We start from the raw sequence: 18,532 nt of genomic DNA, 5'->3' as shown, positions 1-18,532 counted from the left end.
TAAAAAAATCAAAAATCTCTTGAAACACTATATTAAGGTGTAAAAATCTTCTTCTTTTTAGCTAATTTTGTGCATCTCATAAAAAAGCAAAATTATCAAAAAATTTCTCAAAATATCAATTTGGACGCTTGTGGTTATCATTATGATACCCATTTTAACCTATTTGATATTCTTGAATAGTCGTGTACAAACCTACGCAAGCCAAAAAATTGCCAATTATATTTCAGAACAAACAAATACTCCTGTCAGAATTGAAGGAGTTAACATCTCTCCCTTTAAAAGCATAATACTTAAAGGCCTTTATATTGAAGATTATCAGAAGGACACTTTGGTTTATGTGGGTAACCTGACAGCTAAAATTGATTCTTTTAATATCAGAAAACAAAAGATTTTCATCAACAAACTGACTTTAGACAAAGCCTATGTAAACCTTCGCGAAGATGAGAACAGATTATTTAACTATGATGTTTTTCTGGACTCACTATCGAGTGGTAAAAAAGGAAATACAACTGATACAATTCAGAAATCATGGGAAATTACCGTTACCAACGTTGATCTTATCAATTCTCAGTTTGGATATAGCGCACCTGATACTATACCTCAGGAATTTGGCATGAATTATAACAATATTTATGTCTCAAGATTGAATCTTCAAGCCAGAAACATTCAAATTATTGGCGATTCGGTAGATTTTCAACTGCAGCATTTAAGCTGTATTGAAAAATCAGGATTCGAATTGAAAGATTTTACAGCCAAAACATGGATAACAAGTCATCAGTGGGGATTAAAAGATGTAAATATCACATCAGCAAACAGTAAGCTTAAAGCAGAGCATTTATATTTCAACTACGAGCCGGGCAAACAATATTGGCAGCATTTTACTAAGAAAATGAAGCTGGATTTCCAATTAATCTCCTCTCGGGTTAGTTTTTTAGATGTAGCTTATTTTAATAGTTTGCTCTTGGGATTTCGGGAGACAGGATTTCTTTCCGGGCATATTTACGGCACTGTTTACGATTTAAGAGGTCGTGATATTGATATTGTATATGGTGCAAATACGGTTCTTAAAGGACGATTTTATATGAATGGTCTTCCTTACTTAAAAGATGCTTATTTAGAAGCCGATTTTGAAGAACTCACAACTACAATTTCTGATATTGAAAAAGTTTACATTCCTGGTTATGAAAAAGAATTCTTTAATTTGCCTGAATACTTCGACAATTTAGGCTTAATCCATTACAACGGTCAATTTAATGGTTTTTTAAATGACTTTGTTTTCTATGGAGATTTTAAAACTGAATTGGGAGAAATAGAAACGGATATATTATTTAAACCCAACCCTGGAAGCAGCAGATTAAATTTTACGGGAGACATTAAAGCATCAAACTTCTATCTCGGAGGTTTAATTGAACAGGAGAAAGTTGGAAATGTTTCCTTAAATGTTTCGGTAAACGGTTTTACTGAAACAAATACAACCCAAGGTAAAATGAAAGGAAATATTAGTAAAGTGGATTTCTACGATTACGAATATAAAAACCTTTCCTTAGATGGATTTTTCACTAATTCAAGCTTTGATGGTCAAATTTCTATTGAAGATCCGAATATAGGGTTTAATTTTACTGGTAACATTGATTTTTCAGAGGAAATTCCAACCATGAAATTTAGTTCTCATCTTCGTAATGCTAAACTTTTTCCCCTTCATTTAAATACAAAAGATCCAAAATCAGAACTTAGCTTATCTCTGGATGCAAATTTTTCCGGAAGCGAATTTGATAACGCAAATGGTATTATTGAACTTACAAATACAGAATACAAAAACAGTTTGGGGGAATTTGTTCTCAACAAATTTACAATTAACTCATTTTCCTCTCCAACGTTTAAACGAATCATCCTGAACTCGGATATTTCGGATGCCAAAATAGAAGGAAATTATGAAATTGATCAATTAATTTCTTCTGTTGCGAACCTGGCCTATGTCTATTTTCCAGCCTATGCTCCGGAAAAAGAATTTGTAAATACTGACAGTACAAATAATTTCAAATTCAAAATAGATTTAAAAAAAACAGAGCCCATTACAAAGCTTTTTTATCCAGATATTAAATTTGCTCCAAATACCAACTTAACAGGAAGTTTAAATGCAAAAGAACAGTTAATCGAAATGCACTTTACTTCACCAATTCTTACAATACAAGATAAATCGTTTGAAGAACTCAAATTAGATCTCTCTACCGATAATAAAGAGCTTGTTATAAAGGGACGCACAAATAAATTTAACTTTTCGGATCAATTTAAATTGTACAATCTTTCAGAAAAAATTACAGCCAGTAATAACAATATCAACTTGGATCTGCTTTGGAATAACTGGGATGCTGTTACCTACAGTGGTTTTGTTAGCGCCAAAGGGAGTGTCAAAAAGTCAAAAGAATCAGATCGTCCTGTCTGGAATATTAATTTACTTCCCAGCAGCATCATTATGGCCGATAGTATTTGGTCTATTCAACAATCCAACCTGATTATTGACAGCACAAGTTTTGCGATTGATAATTTCAGAATCAGTAGAGAGAATCAATACTTTGGCTTAGATGGAAAAATCTCCTCCAATCCTGCTGACAGTATCAACTTTCAAATTCAGAACATTAGTTTAAAGAATTTAAATGATTTAACCCGAGAACAAAACATTGGAATTGATGGGACAGTTCGCGGCTACGTGCAAATTTCCGACTTTTATGGCGACAGATTATCCAACTCCAATCTCATGCTCGAGAATCTTGTTCTTAATAATGATACCTTAGGGAATTTCTACTTGATCAGCGATTGGGATAAGTTTGACAAAAAACTCTCATTTTCCTCATTTACTGATTACAACACTCATAAAGAGATTGATTTACACGGTAGTTACTTCCCCGAGTCGGACTCCCTGAATATGGATATTAATATTGATAAAATACGTCTGGGGTTATTAAATCCTTACCTGCAGGAAAATATTTCCAACATAAAGGGTAATGCCTCTGGTCACGTACATATAGAAGGTTCATCCAGTAAACCAAAATCGACAGGTTTTCTTAAATTGGAAGATGCAAATTTCACAATAAACGAGCTGCAAACAACTTATTCATGCAATGACAGCATTAAAATAACACCGTCAGAGTTGCAGTTTAATCAATTTAAACTTATCGATTCAGATAAAAACTCAGCTATTATTTACGGAGTGATTTCTCATGAGCAATTCAACAACTTCAATTTAGACTTAGCTGTAAATGCACTTAATTTTAATGTCCTGAATACAAAACCGACAGATAACGAACTATTTTACGGACAAGCCAATGTTACCGGAATTACAACTCTGTTCGGTCCGGTGAATGATTTGGATATTGAGGCGAGAGTGAAAACAAATAAAAACACCAAATTATATGTTCCTCTTAACAACAGCGGAGATATCGAAGAAAGTAATTTTATCACCTTTGTTAATTCAAATTTGAATGCTGATTCAAATTTGGAAGAAGAATACAAAATTGATCTATCAGGTATCCGATTAAACTGCGATTTGGAAATTACTCCGGAAACTGAAGTTCAAATTATATTTGATTCGAAAATTGGTGATGTTTTAAAAGCCAAAGGAGGGGGAAATTTAAAACTGCAAATTGACACCAAGGGCGATTTTAAAATTTTTGGAGATTATACAATTCAAACAGGTAGTTACCTTTTCACCTTACAAAATGTCATCAATAAAAAGTTTGATTTAGCAAGCGGAGGAAACATCAAATGGGACGGTGACCCTTACAACGCAACACTTAATATTGATGCAGTATATAGTGTTAAAACAACATTGTACGATCTGCTTTTGAATACTCCTTACATTGATAATTCCAAGAAGATTCCTGTTGATTGTAATATGAACTTAAGCCAGAATCTTGAAAATCCGCTTATTCGCTTTGATATTAATTTCCCTACTTTGGATCAGCAAACACAAAGTATTCTGGAAGGCCTGTTTTCAACTGAAGATGAAATGAATAAGCAGATTTTATCCTTACTTGTTTTAAACCGGTTTTTCACTCCCGAATACCTGAGATCCACTGATCCTGATTTTGAAAATAAAAATTCCAGCTATGCCGTTGGAGTTACCGCAAGCGAAATGCTTTCCAATCAACTATCAAACTGGCTTAGTAAAATCAGTAACGATTTTGATATTGGTGTAAGTTACCGACCCGGAGACAATCTGACCAGTGATGAGATTGATCTGGCTCTGTCCACACAGGTTTTTGACGACAGGGTAACTATTAATGGAAATATTGGAACGGGAAATAATCAGACAAGCAATAATGATATTGTTGGTGATGTTGATGTAAACTTCAGATTGGACAAAAAAGGGAAATTACAACTCAAAGCTTTCACCCGTTCAAATGAATATTTGGTATACGAGGAAACGAGAAATACTCAAGGAATTGGTATTTTTTACAAAGAAGACTTCAACACGTTTTCCGGATTAGTAAAAAAATACCTCAATTTCCTCAAATCAAACAAAGGCAAAAAAGAAAACTAGCCTTTATCAGCGGAAATGTGTTTTTAAATTGTAAGTTCAATGTTTTTCAGCAGAATTAGTTAGAGGTTTTTTTCTTTAATTACCTCGGATATTAAATAGCAAATATTGCTATATTAGCATCTTATCGAATAAAAATTAATTCACTCAAAAATAATCTATTACTATGTTTACACTAATGGTTGTGGTTTTTGTTCTCGGATATACAGCTATCGCTCTGGAACATCCCCTAAAAATTGACAAAGCAGCTTCTGCTCTATTAATCGGAGTTATAACCTGGGTTCTTTACGTATTTGGAGGAGTAGATATTCTTTCCACCGGCGTTAGCAGAGCCTGGAATGAATATGTTGCAATAAACCCGAGTGCTGATTCTCATGAAGGAATGCTTGACTTTATTGTGCATCATGAGGTTCTTCATCATTTATCTGAAATATCAGCCATTCTCTTCTTCCTTTTAGGAGCAATGACAATTGTTGAAATCATAGATCAGCATCAAGGATTTAAAATCATTACTGATAAAATAAAAACCACGAATAGAGTTAAACTGCTTTGGGTACTAAGTATTTTAACTTTTTTCATGTCAGCGGCTTTGGATAATCTTACAACGACTATCGTAATGGTAGCTTTGATCCGAAAATTAATTTCATCAAAAGAAAACAGATGGTTTTTTGCTTCTATGGTCGTACTTGCCGCAAATGCAGGAGGTGCTTGGTCTCCCATCGGTGATGTCACAACAATTATGCTTTGGATTGGAGGACAGGTAACAACTCTTAAAATTGTCACCGGAGTATTTCTTCCCTCTTTGTTCACAATGATTGTACCACTAATCATCGTTTCCTTCTCAATGAAAGGAATCATTAAGCGTCCTACTGATGTAAATGGAGATGAAAAAGAATACACTACACATAAGGAAAGAGTTTTCATTCTTTGTCTGGGTGTGTCAGCCTTACTATTTGTTCCTGTATTTAAAACCATAACCCATTTACCTCCCTACCTTGGAATGTTATTTGGATTAGGTACAATGTGGGTGGTTACTGAAATTATGCATAAAAACAAGACTCATGAAGATAAGAGAAAACTAACTGTTATTGGGGTTCTTAAAAAAGTTGATGTACCTACTGTATTTTTCTTTTTAGGTATATTGTCAGCCGTATCAAGTTTACAATCCGCAGGGCATTTAGATATTCTAGCCAGATACATGGATGAAAATATTCATAACATTTACATTATCAACCTAATTATTGGAGTACTTTCATCTGTTGTGGATAATGTGCCATTGGTAGCAGGAGCGATGGGAATGTATTCTATTGAAGGTGCAGGAGCTGTAGGATATCTATCCAACTTTGTTCAGGATGGTCTATTCTGGGAATTCTTAGCTTATTGTGCTGGTACAGGAGGAAGTATCTTGATTATTGGATCTGCCGCCGGTGTTGCTGCTATGGGAATGGAAAAAATAGATTTTATCTGGTATTTGAAAAAGATTTCACTTCTGGCTTTAGCCGGATACCTTGCTGGTGCCGGGGTTTACTACCTCGAAGCGGTCTTATTGCATTAAAATTAGAATTTCCTGTTTTTGTATCGAGAATCAAAAACAATAATATTAATTTAGCGAGATATAATATTCTGTATTATATCTCGTTTTTTTATGTGTTAGATTTAACTTGAAAATAGTAAATATGAATTATCTTTTGATTTTAGCTGGGATTCAAACTGCGGCACAAAATGAAGCCTTACTTGAAGGACAAGGAACGGAAGCCACCGAAATTTCTCTTAATTTTATCGATCTGGCCTTTAAAGGAGGATGGATTATGGTTCCAATCATAGTACTTTCGGGTATTGCGATGTACATTTTTTTTGAGAGATTCTATGCCATACGAAAAGCAACAAAAGTAGATTCAAATTTCATGAACAGAATCAGAGATTACATTCATGAAGGAAAAATGGATTCAGCATTAGCTCTTTGTGAATCGAATGACACTCCTGTATCAAAAATGATTTCAAAAGGAATTAAGCGAATTGGACGGCCACTAAATGATGTTAATGCTGCCATTGAAAACATCGGCAATCTTGAGGTTTCTAAACTTGAAAAAAACCTGCCTACTCTTGCTACAGTTGCCGGCGCAGCTCCTATGATTGGATTCTTAGGTACTGTAATGGGTATGATTCAAGCTTTTTACGATATGTCTACTGCTGGTAATAATATTGATGTATCCCTTCTGTCGCACGGTATTTATACTGCAATGGTAACAACGGTTGCTGGTCTTATTGTAGGGATAATTGCTTATTTTGCTTATAATATTTTGGTAGCAAAGGTTGAAAAAGTCGTTTTCACTATGGAGGCAACCACTACCGAGTTTATGGATTTATTGAACGAACCAATTAAGTAATTAGCTCATGGCATTAAAAACCAGAAACAAGGTAAATTCTAATTTTAGTATGTCATCAATGACAGATATTGTGTTCTTGTTGCTTATATTCTTTATGGTAACATCAACCCTTATCGCACCAAACGCACTAAAATTACTCTTGCCGCAAAGTAAGAATCAAACTTCGGCAAAACCAATAACTACAGTTTCTATCGATAAGGAGTTTAACTTTTTTATTGAAACCACTCCTATTCCATTTTCTCAACTTGAAAATCGTTTGCAAAAACGTTTGGCCAGAGAAGAGGATCCAACCATCTCATTACATGTTGATAAATCTGTACCTATGGAGCAAGTTGTTAGAGTAATGAATATTGCGAAAAACAACAAGTACAAGTTAATATTGGCAACAAGAGCTAAATAATTTTATTAGATGAGTAATTCTAAGGGTAAACGAATTGGATTTGTTGGGACAATAATTTTCCACATTGGATTGCTTGCTATACTATTTTATCTAGGCTTTCATACGCCACTTCCTCTACCGGAAGAAGAAGGTATTTTGGTGAATTTTGGGAATACGAATCAGGGATTAGGCAAAAAAGATCCGGCTCCTTCCCAGTCGACTCAAGCTGTTACTGCTGTTTCAAAACCTGCACGAAAACCACATGTTTCTCAATCGAAACCGGAAAAATCAGCAAGTTCAGCCAACGAAAAAATTCTTACTCAAGACAGCGAAGAAGCTCCTTCTGTTCCTTCGGCAAAGGAAATTGCGAAAAAAAAGGCTGAAGTTGAAAAAAATAAAAAAATAAAAGCGGAACAAGATCGACTGAAAAAAATCGAAACCGAAAAGAAACGGCTGGAAGAGATTAAACAACAACAAGAAGCCGAGGCTGAAAGACAACGTTTGGCTGAAATAGAGAAACTTAAAAAAGAAGAAGCGGAAAGACAGGAAAAAATTGCCAACATCAACAACAAGGCAAAAAACGTTTTTGGTCAGGGAACTTCCTCAAATTCATCGCAAGGCAAAACATTTCCATCGGGTAATCAAGGTGATCCTAACGGATCTCCTGACTCCGATAATTACAGTGGTTCCGGATTAGGAAATAAAGGTGTTTCGTACGATTTAAAAGGCAGAAACTCTATGTCTATCCCTAAACCACAATACAACCTGCAAGAAAGCGGAAAAGTGGTAGTTGAAATAACTGTTGACAGAAATGGTAAAGTTGTTAATGCACGACCAGGGATGCCAGGTTCTACAACCAGTAATTCTACTCTATTCGAAGCAGCCAGAAAGGCCGCAATGAAAGCCGTTTTCAATTCTGATCCAAAAGCTGCTGCATTTCAGCAAGGATCAATCACTTATCATTTTCAATTGGATTGATTTATATCAATCCAAGCATTTCATAAACGCCAAGAAACTTGAGAGAGGCGAAAATAATTACCGCTAAAAGAATGTAACGGACAAATTTAGCTCCTAAACTAACAGCAAAATTAGCCGCAATATAAGCACCAATCATATTTCCTGCAGCAAGAATTAAACCTATTTTGTAGTCAACTTGTCCGTTCATAACAAAAACGCCCAAAGCAAATGGAGTATAAAGAAGAACAATAAATACCTTAATTGCATTTGCCTTAACAAGATCAAAACCTGCTCCCAACACCAATCCTGAAAGAAGAAAAAATCCAACCCCTGCTTGTATAAATCCACCATACAATCCTATAAAAAAGAAAATTACAATTTGTATTATACTAGGCTTAGATCGAATTAAACCAGCTTGTCCTTTCACCCACGCATCCGGTTTGTAAAGCACAATAAAAAAGAGGAAAATTAGCAAGCCACCAATGGTCTTCTGCATCATATCCTCATTGATTTCAACGGCCAGACCTGCTCCAATTACCGATCCGACAATGGCAGGAAGTGCCAGCCATATCCCTTCTTTAAAGGAAAAAACTTTTTGTTTTTTAAAACTACTGACCCCAACAATATTCTGCATTAAAATGGCAATTCTATTGGTTCCGTTGGCAACATTTGCAGGAAGTCCCATAAACATCAACATAGCCAGGCTTATAATTGATCCACTACCCGCTAACGTATTTAGAAACCCACAAAAAACGCCGACAATTACAATTAAAATATAATAATACCACTCCATAATTTTATCTTTTTTAGGCGTTTAAACTAAATATAAAAATTGAAACAAAACATGTTAAAAAACAAAATACTTTTTAGAAATTAATCTGATTAAACATATTAATCATAAATAGAAAACCAATAGTTGCGAAACATTTCTCAGAATCTTAAACAAAAAAAAGAGGAGAATCAAATCCTCCTCTTCTACTATATTTGTGACATAAGCCTACCAAGCAAACATTGGTCGCTCACACATCATTTCGTTTACGCGCTCGCGAACAGAAGCAATAACCTCTTCACTTTCGATATTACTAATTACCTCATCAATCATTTGAACGATAATTGGCATGTGCTCCTCCTTTAAACCACGAGTTGTAATTGCAGGAGTTCCGACACGCAAACCGGATGTTGCAAATGGAGAACGAGTATCAAATGGAACCATATTTTTATTAATTGTAATATCAGCCTGCACCAATACATTTTCCACTTTCTTACCAGAAATTTCAGGGAATTTAGAACGAAGATCAACCAACATTGAGTGGTTATCTGTTCCACCAGAAATAACTTTATATCCTAATTTCATAAATTCTGCTGCCATTACCTTTGCATTTTTCTGCATTTGAATAGCGTACTCTTTATATGAATCGGTTAAAGCCTCACCAAAAGCAACCGCTTTAGCAGCAATAACATGCTCAAGAGGTCCGCCTTGTTGTCCTGGGAATACAGCAAAATTTATTACCTGAGACATCATTTTCACTTCCCCTTTTGGAGTTGTTTGTCCCCAAGGATTCTCAAAATCTTTTCCCATCAAAATCAATCCTCCACGTGGTCCGCGAAGAGTTTTATGAGTTGTTGTAGTCACAATGTGACAGTAAGGAATTGGATTGCTAAGTAACCCTTTTGCAATTAATCCTGCAGGGTGAGCGATATCCGCCATAAGCAAACAACCTACCTTATCTGCAATTTCACGCAAACGAACAAAATCCCAATCGCGGGAATAAGCAGATGCTCCGGCAACAATCATTTTTGGTTTGTGTTCCAAAGCCAACTGCTCTAATTCATCGTAATCTACTGTACCTGTTTCCTCTTTTACATGATAAGCAACAGGATTATACAAAGTACCGGAAAGATTTACCGGAGAACCGTGTGATAAGTGACCTCCATGTGACAAATCCAATCCCAAGAATGTATCTCCTGGTTGCATACATGCATAAAATACCGCTGCATTTGCCTGTGCTCCAGAGTGTGGCTGCACATTAGCATATTCTGCTCCGAACAATTCACATGCTCTGTCAATAGCCAATTGTTCAGTTTGATCTACTATCTGACAACCACCATAATATCTCTTTCCTGGATATCCTTCAGCATATTTATTTGTCAGGCATGAGCCCATTGCGTCCATTACTTGCTGACTCACGAAGTTCTCAGAAGCAATTAGTTCAATACCATTCTTTTGACGTAGGTATTCCTGATCAATTAGGTCGAAAATTTGAATATCTCTTTCCATTGTTGTTTGTCTTTTTTCCGAAATTAATCGAAATGAATTAATGATTTGTTAGCGTTTAGAAGGAATATAATTCCTTGTCGATAAAGTATTTACTCCCCCTTGAAAAGATGATGCACCACAAAAAAAAATAAAATTACAGATTCCCGAAAGTGCAGGTTCAAAATTAGACAAATCAGCATATTAAAAAAATTATTTCCTGCATAATTCATCCTTAAATGAATATTTATAAAGCATATAGAAAATTGACCAATTAAAATCCCAAAACTCATGAAGCTGTAAAAACCAATAATCATCTTGTAAAAATCCCAACTCACCTTTCAATAAGCGCATAAAATCTAAATTCTAAATTTTCATTTCGCAACTTAAGGCATTTATTGTAAATTTAACATTGCAATTAACCCAAACCCAAACCCAAACTATCATGGAAATCGTAGACATTAACCCTAAACAAAGACCAGGACTATTAACTGCCTTGTGCATTCTTACCTTTATTGGAAGTGGATTCGGTGTTTTAAAAAATATCCTTGGGATGATTATGTCTCCTCTCCAAAATCTGCTCGATCCTGAGTTCTTTGAAAACGCATTGGACAATGTTCATGATGAGTATGCCCGAAAATTTGTAGAACAGGCAGTGGCAATGGGACAAAAAGCACTTCAACATATTTTTGAAATTTCACTGACTCAATTCATATTGTATGCGGCAAGCTTAACAGGTGCCATTCTAATGTTTCAATTAAAAAAGACAGGGTTTTACATCTATTCGGCAGCTCAGGTGTTGCTTCTCTTTGTAGCTCCTGTGTTTATTGGATTTAACTTATTTGTTAATATTGGAATCTTATTTGGAAGTATATTCACCATACTATTTATTGCCCTTTATGCTATCAACCTTCATAAAATGAATTAATTAATAATTATTATCCCTAAAAAACCAAACTATTATGGAAGAAAATGTAACAACTATGGAAGCCCCTAAAAAAAGACCAACTTTCTTAACCGTTCTTTGTATACTCTCATTTATTGGTAGTGGTGGATTTGGTTTATTAAACTCTTTATACACCTACGTAACTTTTGAAAGTTCTTACCCAGCTAAAATTGAACAAGCAACTGAAGGGCTTGAAAAAATGAAAGAAGCTGGAATGGAATCTGGATTTTTTTACAGTATGACAGAAAATGGTATTATACAACTAAACGCATTGTCTGAAAATCTGGAATTGATAACTGGAGTAAATTGTTTATTTGCAATACTAAGTTTGGTAGGAATATTCATGATGTTTAAATTGAAAAAGAACGGTTTCTATCTGTACCTAATTGCTAATCTTTTCTGGCTATTAGTTCCTCTTGCTTTAATTGATTTTGATGCAATGTTATCTATGACAATTATAGGTGCAATTATAACTGCCGTATTTGTAATTATGTACGCCGTAAACCTTAAACATATGGAATAATAAATCCATTACTGTTTTATAGACAAGCCACTCATTTCGAGTGGCTTTTTTAATACTTTTTAAAATTATTTAACTCGGAATAAAATCACTCTTTTTGTAAATTTACAGTGATATTGGAAACTAAACTTTACTTAAAATGAGAACTAAATATGTATTTTTTGTTTTGATCTTACTGTTTTCCCTTTCCGGATTTTCTCAAAACAATAATAAAAAAACAAAACCCAACGAGGACATTAAAGTCAATAAGGAATTTGATAAAGATGGAAACCTGATTCGATATGATTCCACCTATGTTTATACTTGGTCATCGGATAGCTGCCACCAGATTACTCCCGACTCTGCCTTTCATAATTTTTCGGACATCCATGAGATGAGAAAAAAGATGCAGGAACAATTGGAGCATTTTTTTAATCAGGACAGTTCGGGAAACAACCAGTTTCTCCATCCATTTTTCAACGAAGATTTCTTTAATGATGATTTTTTCTCCCGTGATTCCAGTCACAATGATATTCTTCAAAAAATGGAGAAAATGATGGAAGAGCACATGAATTTTTCTAAGGGACACAATGAAAAGATGCATCGAAATCTTGACTCATTGCACAATGATTTTATGAAAAAGCAAAAAAGATATTTTCAACAAAGAGATTCTATATATTGGAAGCATCAGAACGATAAAAGTAAATCTATCGATTTGTAAACCTTGCAGCAAGAACAGTTCCTTTACAGGAAAATGCTTAATCGGCAGTAATATCTAACAAGTGCTGCCGATAAGCAGAAAACAATTTGGATTTTGAAACAAATCCTACGTATTTGCCCTGATCCAAAACCGGTAAATTCCAGACTCCTGTTTCCTTAAATTTGGCCAACACTTTTTCCATTGAGTCTGTAAAAGCAATTGAAGCGGGTGGCATAATCATAAAATTACTAATTGGCATAGAATACAATTCGCTGTTGAACATGATTTCACGAACTTCATCGAGCAAAATGATCCCAATTAAATAACCTTCTTCAGTAAGCACTGGAAATATATTCCTCTTCGACTTAGATATAACTTTCACCAGATCACCTAAATTCCCATCTTCCGAAATGCTTATTAAATCCGTTTCAATCACTTTTGACAGTTTCATAAAACGTAAAACAGCCAGATCCTTATTGTGAGTAATCAACTCTCCCCTTTTAGCCAACTGAGCAGTAATAATTGACTCTTTTTGCAAACTTTTTACGGTAATAAAAGAAATAGTAGTTGACAACATCAGTGGAACAATGAGCTCATATCCACTCGTTATTTCTGCTATCAAAAAGATTCCGGTTAGTGGTGCATGTAAAACGCCGCCAAGAACACTTGCCATACCAACCAATGTGAAATTACTCTCTGAGAGTGGCTCCCCCAACTCGAAATGATTGTATACAAATACAAACAAAAAACCCAGCATCGCTCCTGTAAACACCGAAGGAGCAAAAATCCCGCCTATTCCACCTGCACCTAAAGTAATTGAGGCAGCAATCACTTTAAAAAAAACCAAAGCTCCAATAAAAATGACTACCATATACCAAACATCAGTATAATCTTCAAATAAACTTGAACGAAAAACCTCTGCAAGATTTCCACCCACCAATGCTTTTACTGTGTTATAACCTTCTCCATATAAAGCGGGAAAATAAAATATGAGTATTCCTAAAGAAAGTCCTCCAATCAGCATTTTGTTTCTCAGAAACTTAAATTGTTCAAATCGTTTTTCAATCCAAAGAAATGTTTTGGTGAAATAAACAGAAACAAGTCCTGAGAGAATGCCCAGTAAAATAAAAAAGGGAATATCCCGTATCACAAAAGGATGAATGATAGCAAACTCAATCAATATATCCTCATCCAAAAAAAGCTTTGTTGTTATTGCCCCGCTAACCGAGGCCATTAGTAAGGGTATTAAGGAAAACCGAGACAAATCGATTAACAATACCTCCAAAGCAAATACAATGGCTGCAATAGGAGTATTAAAAATAGCAGCAATTGCTCCCGATGCACCACAAGCCAACATCAGGGTAATTTCTTTGTAGTCTAAATGAAAATTACGCCCCATATTCGATCCGATAGCCGCTCCCGAAGAAATAATTGGAGACTCGAGACCGATACTACCTCCAAATCCTGCAGTGATAATGGCTCCTATAACGGATGAATAGGTTTTGTGCAATTTAACAATACTATTTCTTTTTGATATTGCATGTAATAGTGATGTGAGATTGTGTTTTGCGAGATCGCGAAGAATGTATTTCCTGAATACCAAAGTAAGGCCAACTCCAATCATCGGGTACAGAAAAAACAAATAATTCTGATAACTCCAATTGATTCCTTCCAGCAAAAACTCACGTCCGCGATAGACTGCTGTTTTCAATACAAGTGCAGTCATTCCGGAAGCAATACCGATAAGTACGCTCAGAATTAAAATAAAACTCCGATTGTTGATGTGACGCAGTCTCCATATTAGAAATCGACGCCATCGCGTGTTTCCGATCATGAAATTCAATTGGTTTAGTCCTAATTTAATAAATTGAATCTTAATATCAGTTATTTACAAAAAAAAGAAAAGTCCATTTCGCAATTGCAAAATGGACTTTAACGAATCTAATAACCATTCGTAAATATCTATTCATCCGAGAAATGCACCAAAACTCTTCTGTAGACATTGAATATTTTCGCTTTTGAGACAAACCCCAAATATTTTTCATCCTGTACAACCGGAAGGTTCCAGGCTCCTGTTTCTTCAAATTTTCGCATCACCTTATCCATAGGTGCATCAACATCCAAAATTGCAGGTGGCATAATCATTAAACTCCACACGTATGTATCATCGTACATCTCAGGACTAAACATGATGTCTCTGATATCATCCAACAACACTATTCCCAACAATTTCTCATCCTCATCAACTACAGGGAAAATATTTCGTTGTGAATGCGAAATAATCTTCACTAATTCTCCTAAAGTTGCGTTCGGATTCACTCGTTTCAAATCCGTCTCGATCACTTTACCCATTTTCATAAGTGTAAGAACCGCTTTGTCCTTATTATGAGTAATCAGCTCGCCGCGTTTTGCCAATCGTTTGGTGTAAATTGAATGCGGCTCAAAATACATGATTGTAAGATAAGCTATGGTTGCTGTAATCATGATTGGTACAAACAATGCGTAGCCACCGGTGATTTCAACAATAAGGAATATTGCTGTAAGAGGCGCGTGCATAACACCTGCCATCATCCCTGCCATCCCGATAAGGGTAAAATTGCTTTCGGAAAGCTTAATAAAATTAAATCCGTTAATTACCCGGGCCACAAAAAATCCGGCAACAGCTCCCAAAAATAAAGAAGGTGCAAAAATACCTCCAACCCCTCCACTACCAGTAGTAACAGTTGAGGCAATCACCTTAAAACCAATAACCAGCACCACATATCCTAACAACAGCCAATAATTGTCTTTCAGAAAATAGAATATACTATTATTTACTAAATCAGTATGATTGCCATTCAGCAACGATTGAATGGTGTTATAACCTTCTCCATAAAGCGGAGGAAATAAGAAAATCATTATCCCCAGCAAAATACCTCCAACAACCATTTTTCGATAACAGTTGGTAATCTTTCCAAATATAGATTCCAGATACATTGAAAAGCGGGTAAAATAAAGAGAAACCAAACCTGCGAAAACACCTAAAATGATATAGTAAGGAATATTATTAATCACAAAAGGAGTTGTAACATCGTAGCTTAACAAGACAGCTTTTCCCATAAAAAAGTAGGTAACACTGGCTCCGGTAATCGATGAAATTAAAAGAGGAATTAAAGAAGCCATGGTTAAATCGAGCATGAGAACTTCCAATGTGAAAATCATTCCTGCCATAGGAGCTTTAAAAATACCGCCAATTGCACCTGCTGCACCACATCCAATCATTAAAGTTACAATTTTGTAATTCATGTGGAATAAGCGAGCCAGATTCGAACCAATGGATGCTCCTGTAAGTACTACCGGTGCCTCAGCTCCAACCGATCCACCAAAACCAATTGTTAAAGTACTGGCGATAATTGAAGAGTAGTTGTTATGAGATTTTATCTGAGAATTCTTCTTCGAAATTGCGTACAGTATCCGCGACACACCATGACCAATATTATCCTTAACAAAGAACTTCACGAACAAAACTGTCAATAAAATTCCAATTGCCGGATAAGCCAAATACAGTAGATTGGCAGAATCAACATGCAATCGATGCGTTAAAAAATGGTGTGTAAAATGAATTGCATTCTTTAACAGAAGCGCAGCCAAACCACTTACAAGACCCACTAAAAAACTTAAAAGTAGAACGAACTGTCGTTCCTTGATGTTCTTCACTCTCCAAATTAAAAACCGGGAAAGCAAGCTTTTATTCTTCATTTCTAAAAAATCAACGTTTATGTCTAACGACATTATTAATACGTATTGGTCGGATGGCTGAAGAAGTCAGGCGACCCTATAGAGAATTACATAAAAAAATCCAGCGATTTTATTAATCTTATGTATCCCATTGATTATCTGAACTTATTAGACTATACATTTATATAACAGCTCTTCAAATGGAGTGCAAAAGTAACAGATAATTAGTAAGGAGAAAACCTTTTGACAGGAAATTTTATAAACTTTTCCCAATGCAAATTAAATCACTGACAATCAGCACAAACAAAGCAAACGTTTGTTATATCACAGTATAAGAAACAATCTTAATTTTCGATCTTATTAATCTTCTGAAAAATGTTTTAACATACGACGGTAAGTAGAAAAAATTTGTGCCCTCGATACGCATCCACAATACTTACCTTCATTAAGAACAACTAAGTTAAATTTATCGGAATACTGATACTTACTGGCCACATCAGCCATCGACTCGTCGTGCTGAATAACAACCTCAGGAACAACCATCAAATCCCGAACAAATACGTCATCATACTTCTCCGGCTGAAACATGATCTCCCGGATATCATCCAGTTTTACAATGCCTTGAAAATTATTAGCTTCATCAATTACAATAAATATGTTTCGATGTGCTTTAGCAATAATTTTCACCAATTCACCTAATGTGGCATCTGAATTTACGGTACTAAAGTCTTTCTCTATTAATCTGGTAACACGCATCAACGACAGCACATTTTGGTCTTTATCATGTGTCATTAACTCCTTGCGTCTGGCTAACTGTATTGTATAAACAGAATGTGTTTCGAAGGTTTTTACGGTAGCATATGAAACCGTAGCTGTAATCATCAGAGGAACAAACAATTGATATCCTCCTGATATATCGGCAATCAAAAATAATCCGGTTAACGGCGCATGCAATACTCCCGCAATCATTCCTGCCATACCAATAAGAGCAAAATTATTAACCTCTAAATTCCGTAGTCCCAGATGCTGCACAAGTTTAGCAAACAAAACTCCTGCATTAACACCCATGAACAGTGTTGGTGCGAAAATACCACCTATACCACCTGCTCCAAAAGTAATTGAAGAGGCAATTACTTTAAAAAATATCACCATGACCAACAAAACAATAATCATCCAAAAACTATCCTGAAAAGAATAGAAAAATGAATTATTATACAAATAAGAGTAATTTCCAGACAGAGAGGAATTTATCGCATCGTAACCTTCACCAAATAAAGAAGGAAAAAAGAAGATAATAACTCCAAGTGATAATCCTCCAAAAATTAATCTCTTATAAATCGAATCAATCTTCTCAAAAATACCATGTATAAACATGTAACACTTTGTAAAATAAGTGGCAATCAGACCGGTGAAAATCCCCAAAACAATGTAGTAAGGTAAATCCGACATAATGAACCCGTTTTGCACCTTAAAAGGGTACAAAACATCCATTCCCAGAAAGAAATAAGAGGTAATAATAGCTGATGCAGATGCTAACAAAAGCGGAACTAAAGACCACATAGTAAGATCAAGCATAATTACTTCCAAAGCAAAAACAATTGCGGCAATCGGCGCTTTAAAAATGGCAGCCATTGCTCCCGCACAGGCACACCCCAAAAGCAATGTAATATGCTTGTAATTTAAGTGGAATAAGCGACCAATATTTGAACCAAGAGCAGCTCCGGTCGCCACGCTTGGTCCTTCCAAACCAACAGAACCACCAAATCCAACTGTTAGAGCCGATGTTACAACTGATGAGAACATATTGTGGCGGCTAATTTGAGCATTGGATTTTGAAATGCCATACAGTACATTAGGTATACCATGCCGAACCGGACGTCTGATTACATATTTTATAAATAAAACGGCCATTAAAATTCCAATAGTGGGATAAATAACGTACAGAATATTTTCATATTCCGGTGAAGAATTACGGTGAAGAAGAGAACTAATAAAATGCACAGAATTTTTAATAATTACTGCTGCTATTCCCGATGTTACACCAATAATAATGGCTAACATTGAAATAAACTGACGATTATTTATGTGCTTTAAACGCCAAACCAAAAAACGACCTAATAATGATTTTTTTTTCACTCTAAAATTTAAATAAAACC

At 35.2% G+C, this 18,532-nt stretch carries 13 protein-coding genes; 8 read left to right on the top strand and 5 right to left on the bottom strand.

Going from position 1 to position 18,532, the window contains the following annotated elements:
- The first annotated feature begins 142 nt into the window (after positions 1-142).
- The 5 genes from ACY0M5_RS07070 (at position 143) to tolA (ending at position 8,281) form a co-directional block, all read left to right on the top strand.
- Positions 143-4,540: a translocation/assembly module TamB domain-containing protein gene (locus ACY0M5_RS07070; RefSeq protein WP_461631266.1), complete on the top strand. Its 4,398-nt coding sequence runs from the start codon at positions 143-145 to the stop codon at positions 4,538-4,540.
- Positions 4,541-4,703: 163 nt separating this feature from the next.
- Positions 4,704-6,092, top strand: a complete 1,389-nt coding sequence (nhaD, locus tag ACY0M5_RS07065) for a sodium:proton antiporter NhaD (RefSeq protein ID WP_461631265.1) — start codon at positions 4,704-4,706, stop codon at positions 6,090-6,092.
- A gap of 121 nt (positions 6,093-6,213) precedes the next feature.
- Positions 6,214-6,924, top strand: coding sequence for a MotA/TolQ/ExbB proton channel family protein (locus ACY0M5_RS07060; RefSeq protein WP_156195242.1), 711 nt, complete (start codon positions 6,214-6,216; stop codon positions 6,922-6,924).
- A gap of 7 nt (positions 6,925-6,931) precedes the next feature.
- The gene (locus ACY0M5_RS07055; protein ID WP_461631264.1) at positions 6,932-7,324 is read left to right on the top strand and encodes an ExbD/TolR family protein; all 393 of its coding nucleotides are present in this window, start codon (positions 6,932-6,934) and stop codon (positions 7,322-7,324) included.
- Positions 7,325-7,333: 9 nt separating this feature from the next.
- Positions 7,334-8,281, top strand: a complete 948-nt coding sequence (gene tolA / locus ACY0M5_RS07050) for a cell envelope integrity protein TolA (RefSeq protein ID WP_461631263.1) — start codon at positions 7,334-7,336, stop codon at positions 8,279-8,281.
- 1 nt (position 8,282) lies between these two features.
- Here tolA and ACY0M5_RS07045 read toward each other — a convergent pair whose 3' ends face one another.
- Together ACY0M5_RS07045 and glyA are read right to left on the bottom strand one after the other, a co-directional pair.
- Entirely contained in the window at positions 8,283-9,053 is a 771-nt protein-coding gene (locus ACY0M5_RS07045; RefSeq protein WP_156195239.1) for a sulfite exporter TauE/SafE family protein, read from the bottom strand.
- A 204-nt stretch (positions 9,054-9,257) separates the two neighbouring features.
- Complete coding sequence (glyA, locus tag ACY0M5_RS07040; RefSeq protein WP_124992243.1) at positions 9,258-10,538, bottom strand: serine hydroxymethyltransferase; 1,281 nt, start codon at positions 10,536-10,538, stop codon at positions 9,258-9,260.
- A gap of 421 nt (positions 10,539-10,959) precedes the next feature.
- On the opposite strand from glyA, the gene ACY0M5_RS07035 reads away from it, so the two are divergent.
- From ACY0M5_RS07035 to ACY0M5_RS07025, 3 genes are all read left to right on the top strand, one after another.
- The gene (locus tag ACY0M5_RS07035; protein ID WP_461631262.1) at positions 10,960-11,442 is read left to right on the top strand and encodes a hypothetical protein; all 483 of its coding nucleotides are present in this window, start codon (positions 10,960-10,962) and stop codon (positions 11,440-11,442) included.
- A 34-nt stretch (positions 11,443-11,476) separates the two neighbouring features.
- Positions 11,477-11,983 (top strand): hypothetical protein, encoded by a 507-nt coding sequence (locus ACY0M5_RS07030; protein WP_461631261.1) that lies wholly within the window; start codon positions 11,477-11,479, stop codon positions 11,981-11,983.
- Positions 11,984-12,119: 136 nt separating this feature from the next.
- Positions 12,120-12,680, top strand: a complete 561-nt coding sequence (locus ACY0M5_RS07025; RefSeq protein WP_461631260.1) for a hypothetical protein — start codon at positions 12,120-12,122, stop codon at positions 12,678-12,680.
- 37 nt (positions 12,681-12,717) lie between these two features.
- On the opposite strand, the gene ACY0M5_RS07020 is transcribed toward ACY0M5_RS07025, so the two are convergent.
- From ACY0M5_RS07020 to ACY0M5_RS07010, 3 genes are all read right to left on the bottom strand, one after another.
- Positions 12,718-14,493 carry a chloride channel protein gene (locus ACY0M5_RS07020; RefSeq protein WP_124992247.1) on the bottom strand — a complete coding sequence of 592 codons (1,776 nt, stop codon included), beginning with the start codon at positions 14,491-14,493 and terminating at the stop codon, positions 12,718-12,720.
- Positions 14,494-14,621: 128 nt separating this feature from the next.
- On the bottom strand, positions 14,622-16,430 hold the full coding sequence (locus ACY0M5_RS07015) for a chloride channel protein (protein WP_124992248.1): 1,809 nt from the start codon (positions 16,428-16,430) through the stop codon (positions 14,622-14,624).
- A gap of 306 nt (positions 16,431-16,736) precedes the next feature.
- A complete protein-coding gene (locus ACY0M5_RS07010; RefSeq protein WP_317163318.1) occupies positions 16,737-18,512 on the bottom strand; it encodes a chloride channel protein in 1,776 nt (591 codons plus the stop codon).
- Positions 18,513-18,532 lie beyond the last annotated feature (20 nt).

It is taken from the genome of Labilibaculum euxinicum (assembly GCF_963678175.1).
GTDB lineage: Bacteria > Bacteroidota > Bacteroidia > Bacteroidales > Marinifilaceae > Labilibaculum > Labilibaculum euxinus.
This window is presented reverse-complemented; position numbering and strand designations above follow the sequence as displayed.

Coding starts and splice junctions, on each gene's coding strand:
- ACY0M5_RS07035 (WP_461631262.1), top strand. CDS start 10,960: ATGGAAATCGTAGACATTAACCCTAAACAAAGACCAGGACTATTAACT.
- nhaD (WP_461631265.1), top strand. CDS start 4,704: ATGTTTACACTAATGGTTGTGGTTTTTGTTCTCGGATATACAGCTATC.
- ACY0M5_RS07020 (WP_124992247.1), bottom strand. CDS start 14,493: ATGATCGGAAACACGCGATGGCGTCGATTTCTAATATGGAGACTGCGT.
- glyA (WP_124992243.1), bottom strand. CDS start 10,538: ATGGAAAGAGATATTCAAATTTTCGACCTAATTGATCAGGAATACCTA.
- ACY0M5_RS07045 (WP_156195239.1), bottom strand. CDS start 9,053: ATGGAGTGGTATTATTATATTTTAATTGTAATTGTCGGCGTTTTTTGT.
- tolA (WP_461631263.1), top strand. CDS start 7,334: ATGAGTAATTCTAAGGGTAAACGAATTGGATTTGTTGGGACAATAATT.
- ACY0M5_RS07055 (WP_461631264.1), top strand. CDS start 6,932: ATGGCATTAAAAACCAGAAACAAGGTAAATTCTAATTTTAGTATGTCA.
- ACY0M5_RS07030 (WP_461631261.1), top strand. CDS start 11,477: ATGGAAGAAAATGTAACAACTATGGAAGCCCCTAAAAAAAGACCAACT.
- ACY0M5_RS07070 (WP_461631266.1), top strand. CDS start 143: ATGATACCCATTTTAACCTATTTGATATTCTTGAATAGTCGTGTACAA.
- ACY0M5_RS07015 (WP_124992248.1), bottom strand. CDS start 16,430: ATGTCGTTAGACATAAACGTTGATTTTTTAGAAATGAAGAATAAAAGC.
- ACY0M5_RS07060 (WP_156195242.1), top strand. CDS start 6,214: ATGAATTATCTTTTGATTTTAGCTGGGATTCAAACTGCGGCACAAAAT.
- ACY0M5_RS07025 (WP_461631260.1), top strand. CDS start 12,120: ATGAGAACTAAATATGTATTTTTTGTTTTGATCTTACTGTTTTCCCTT.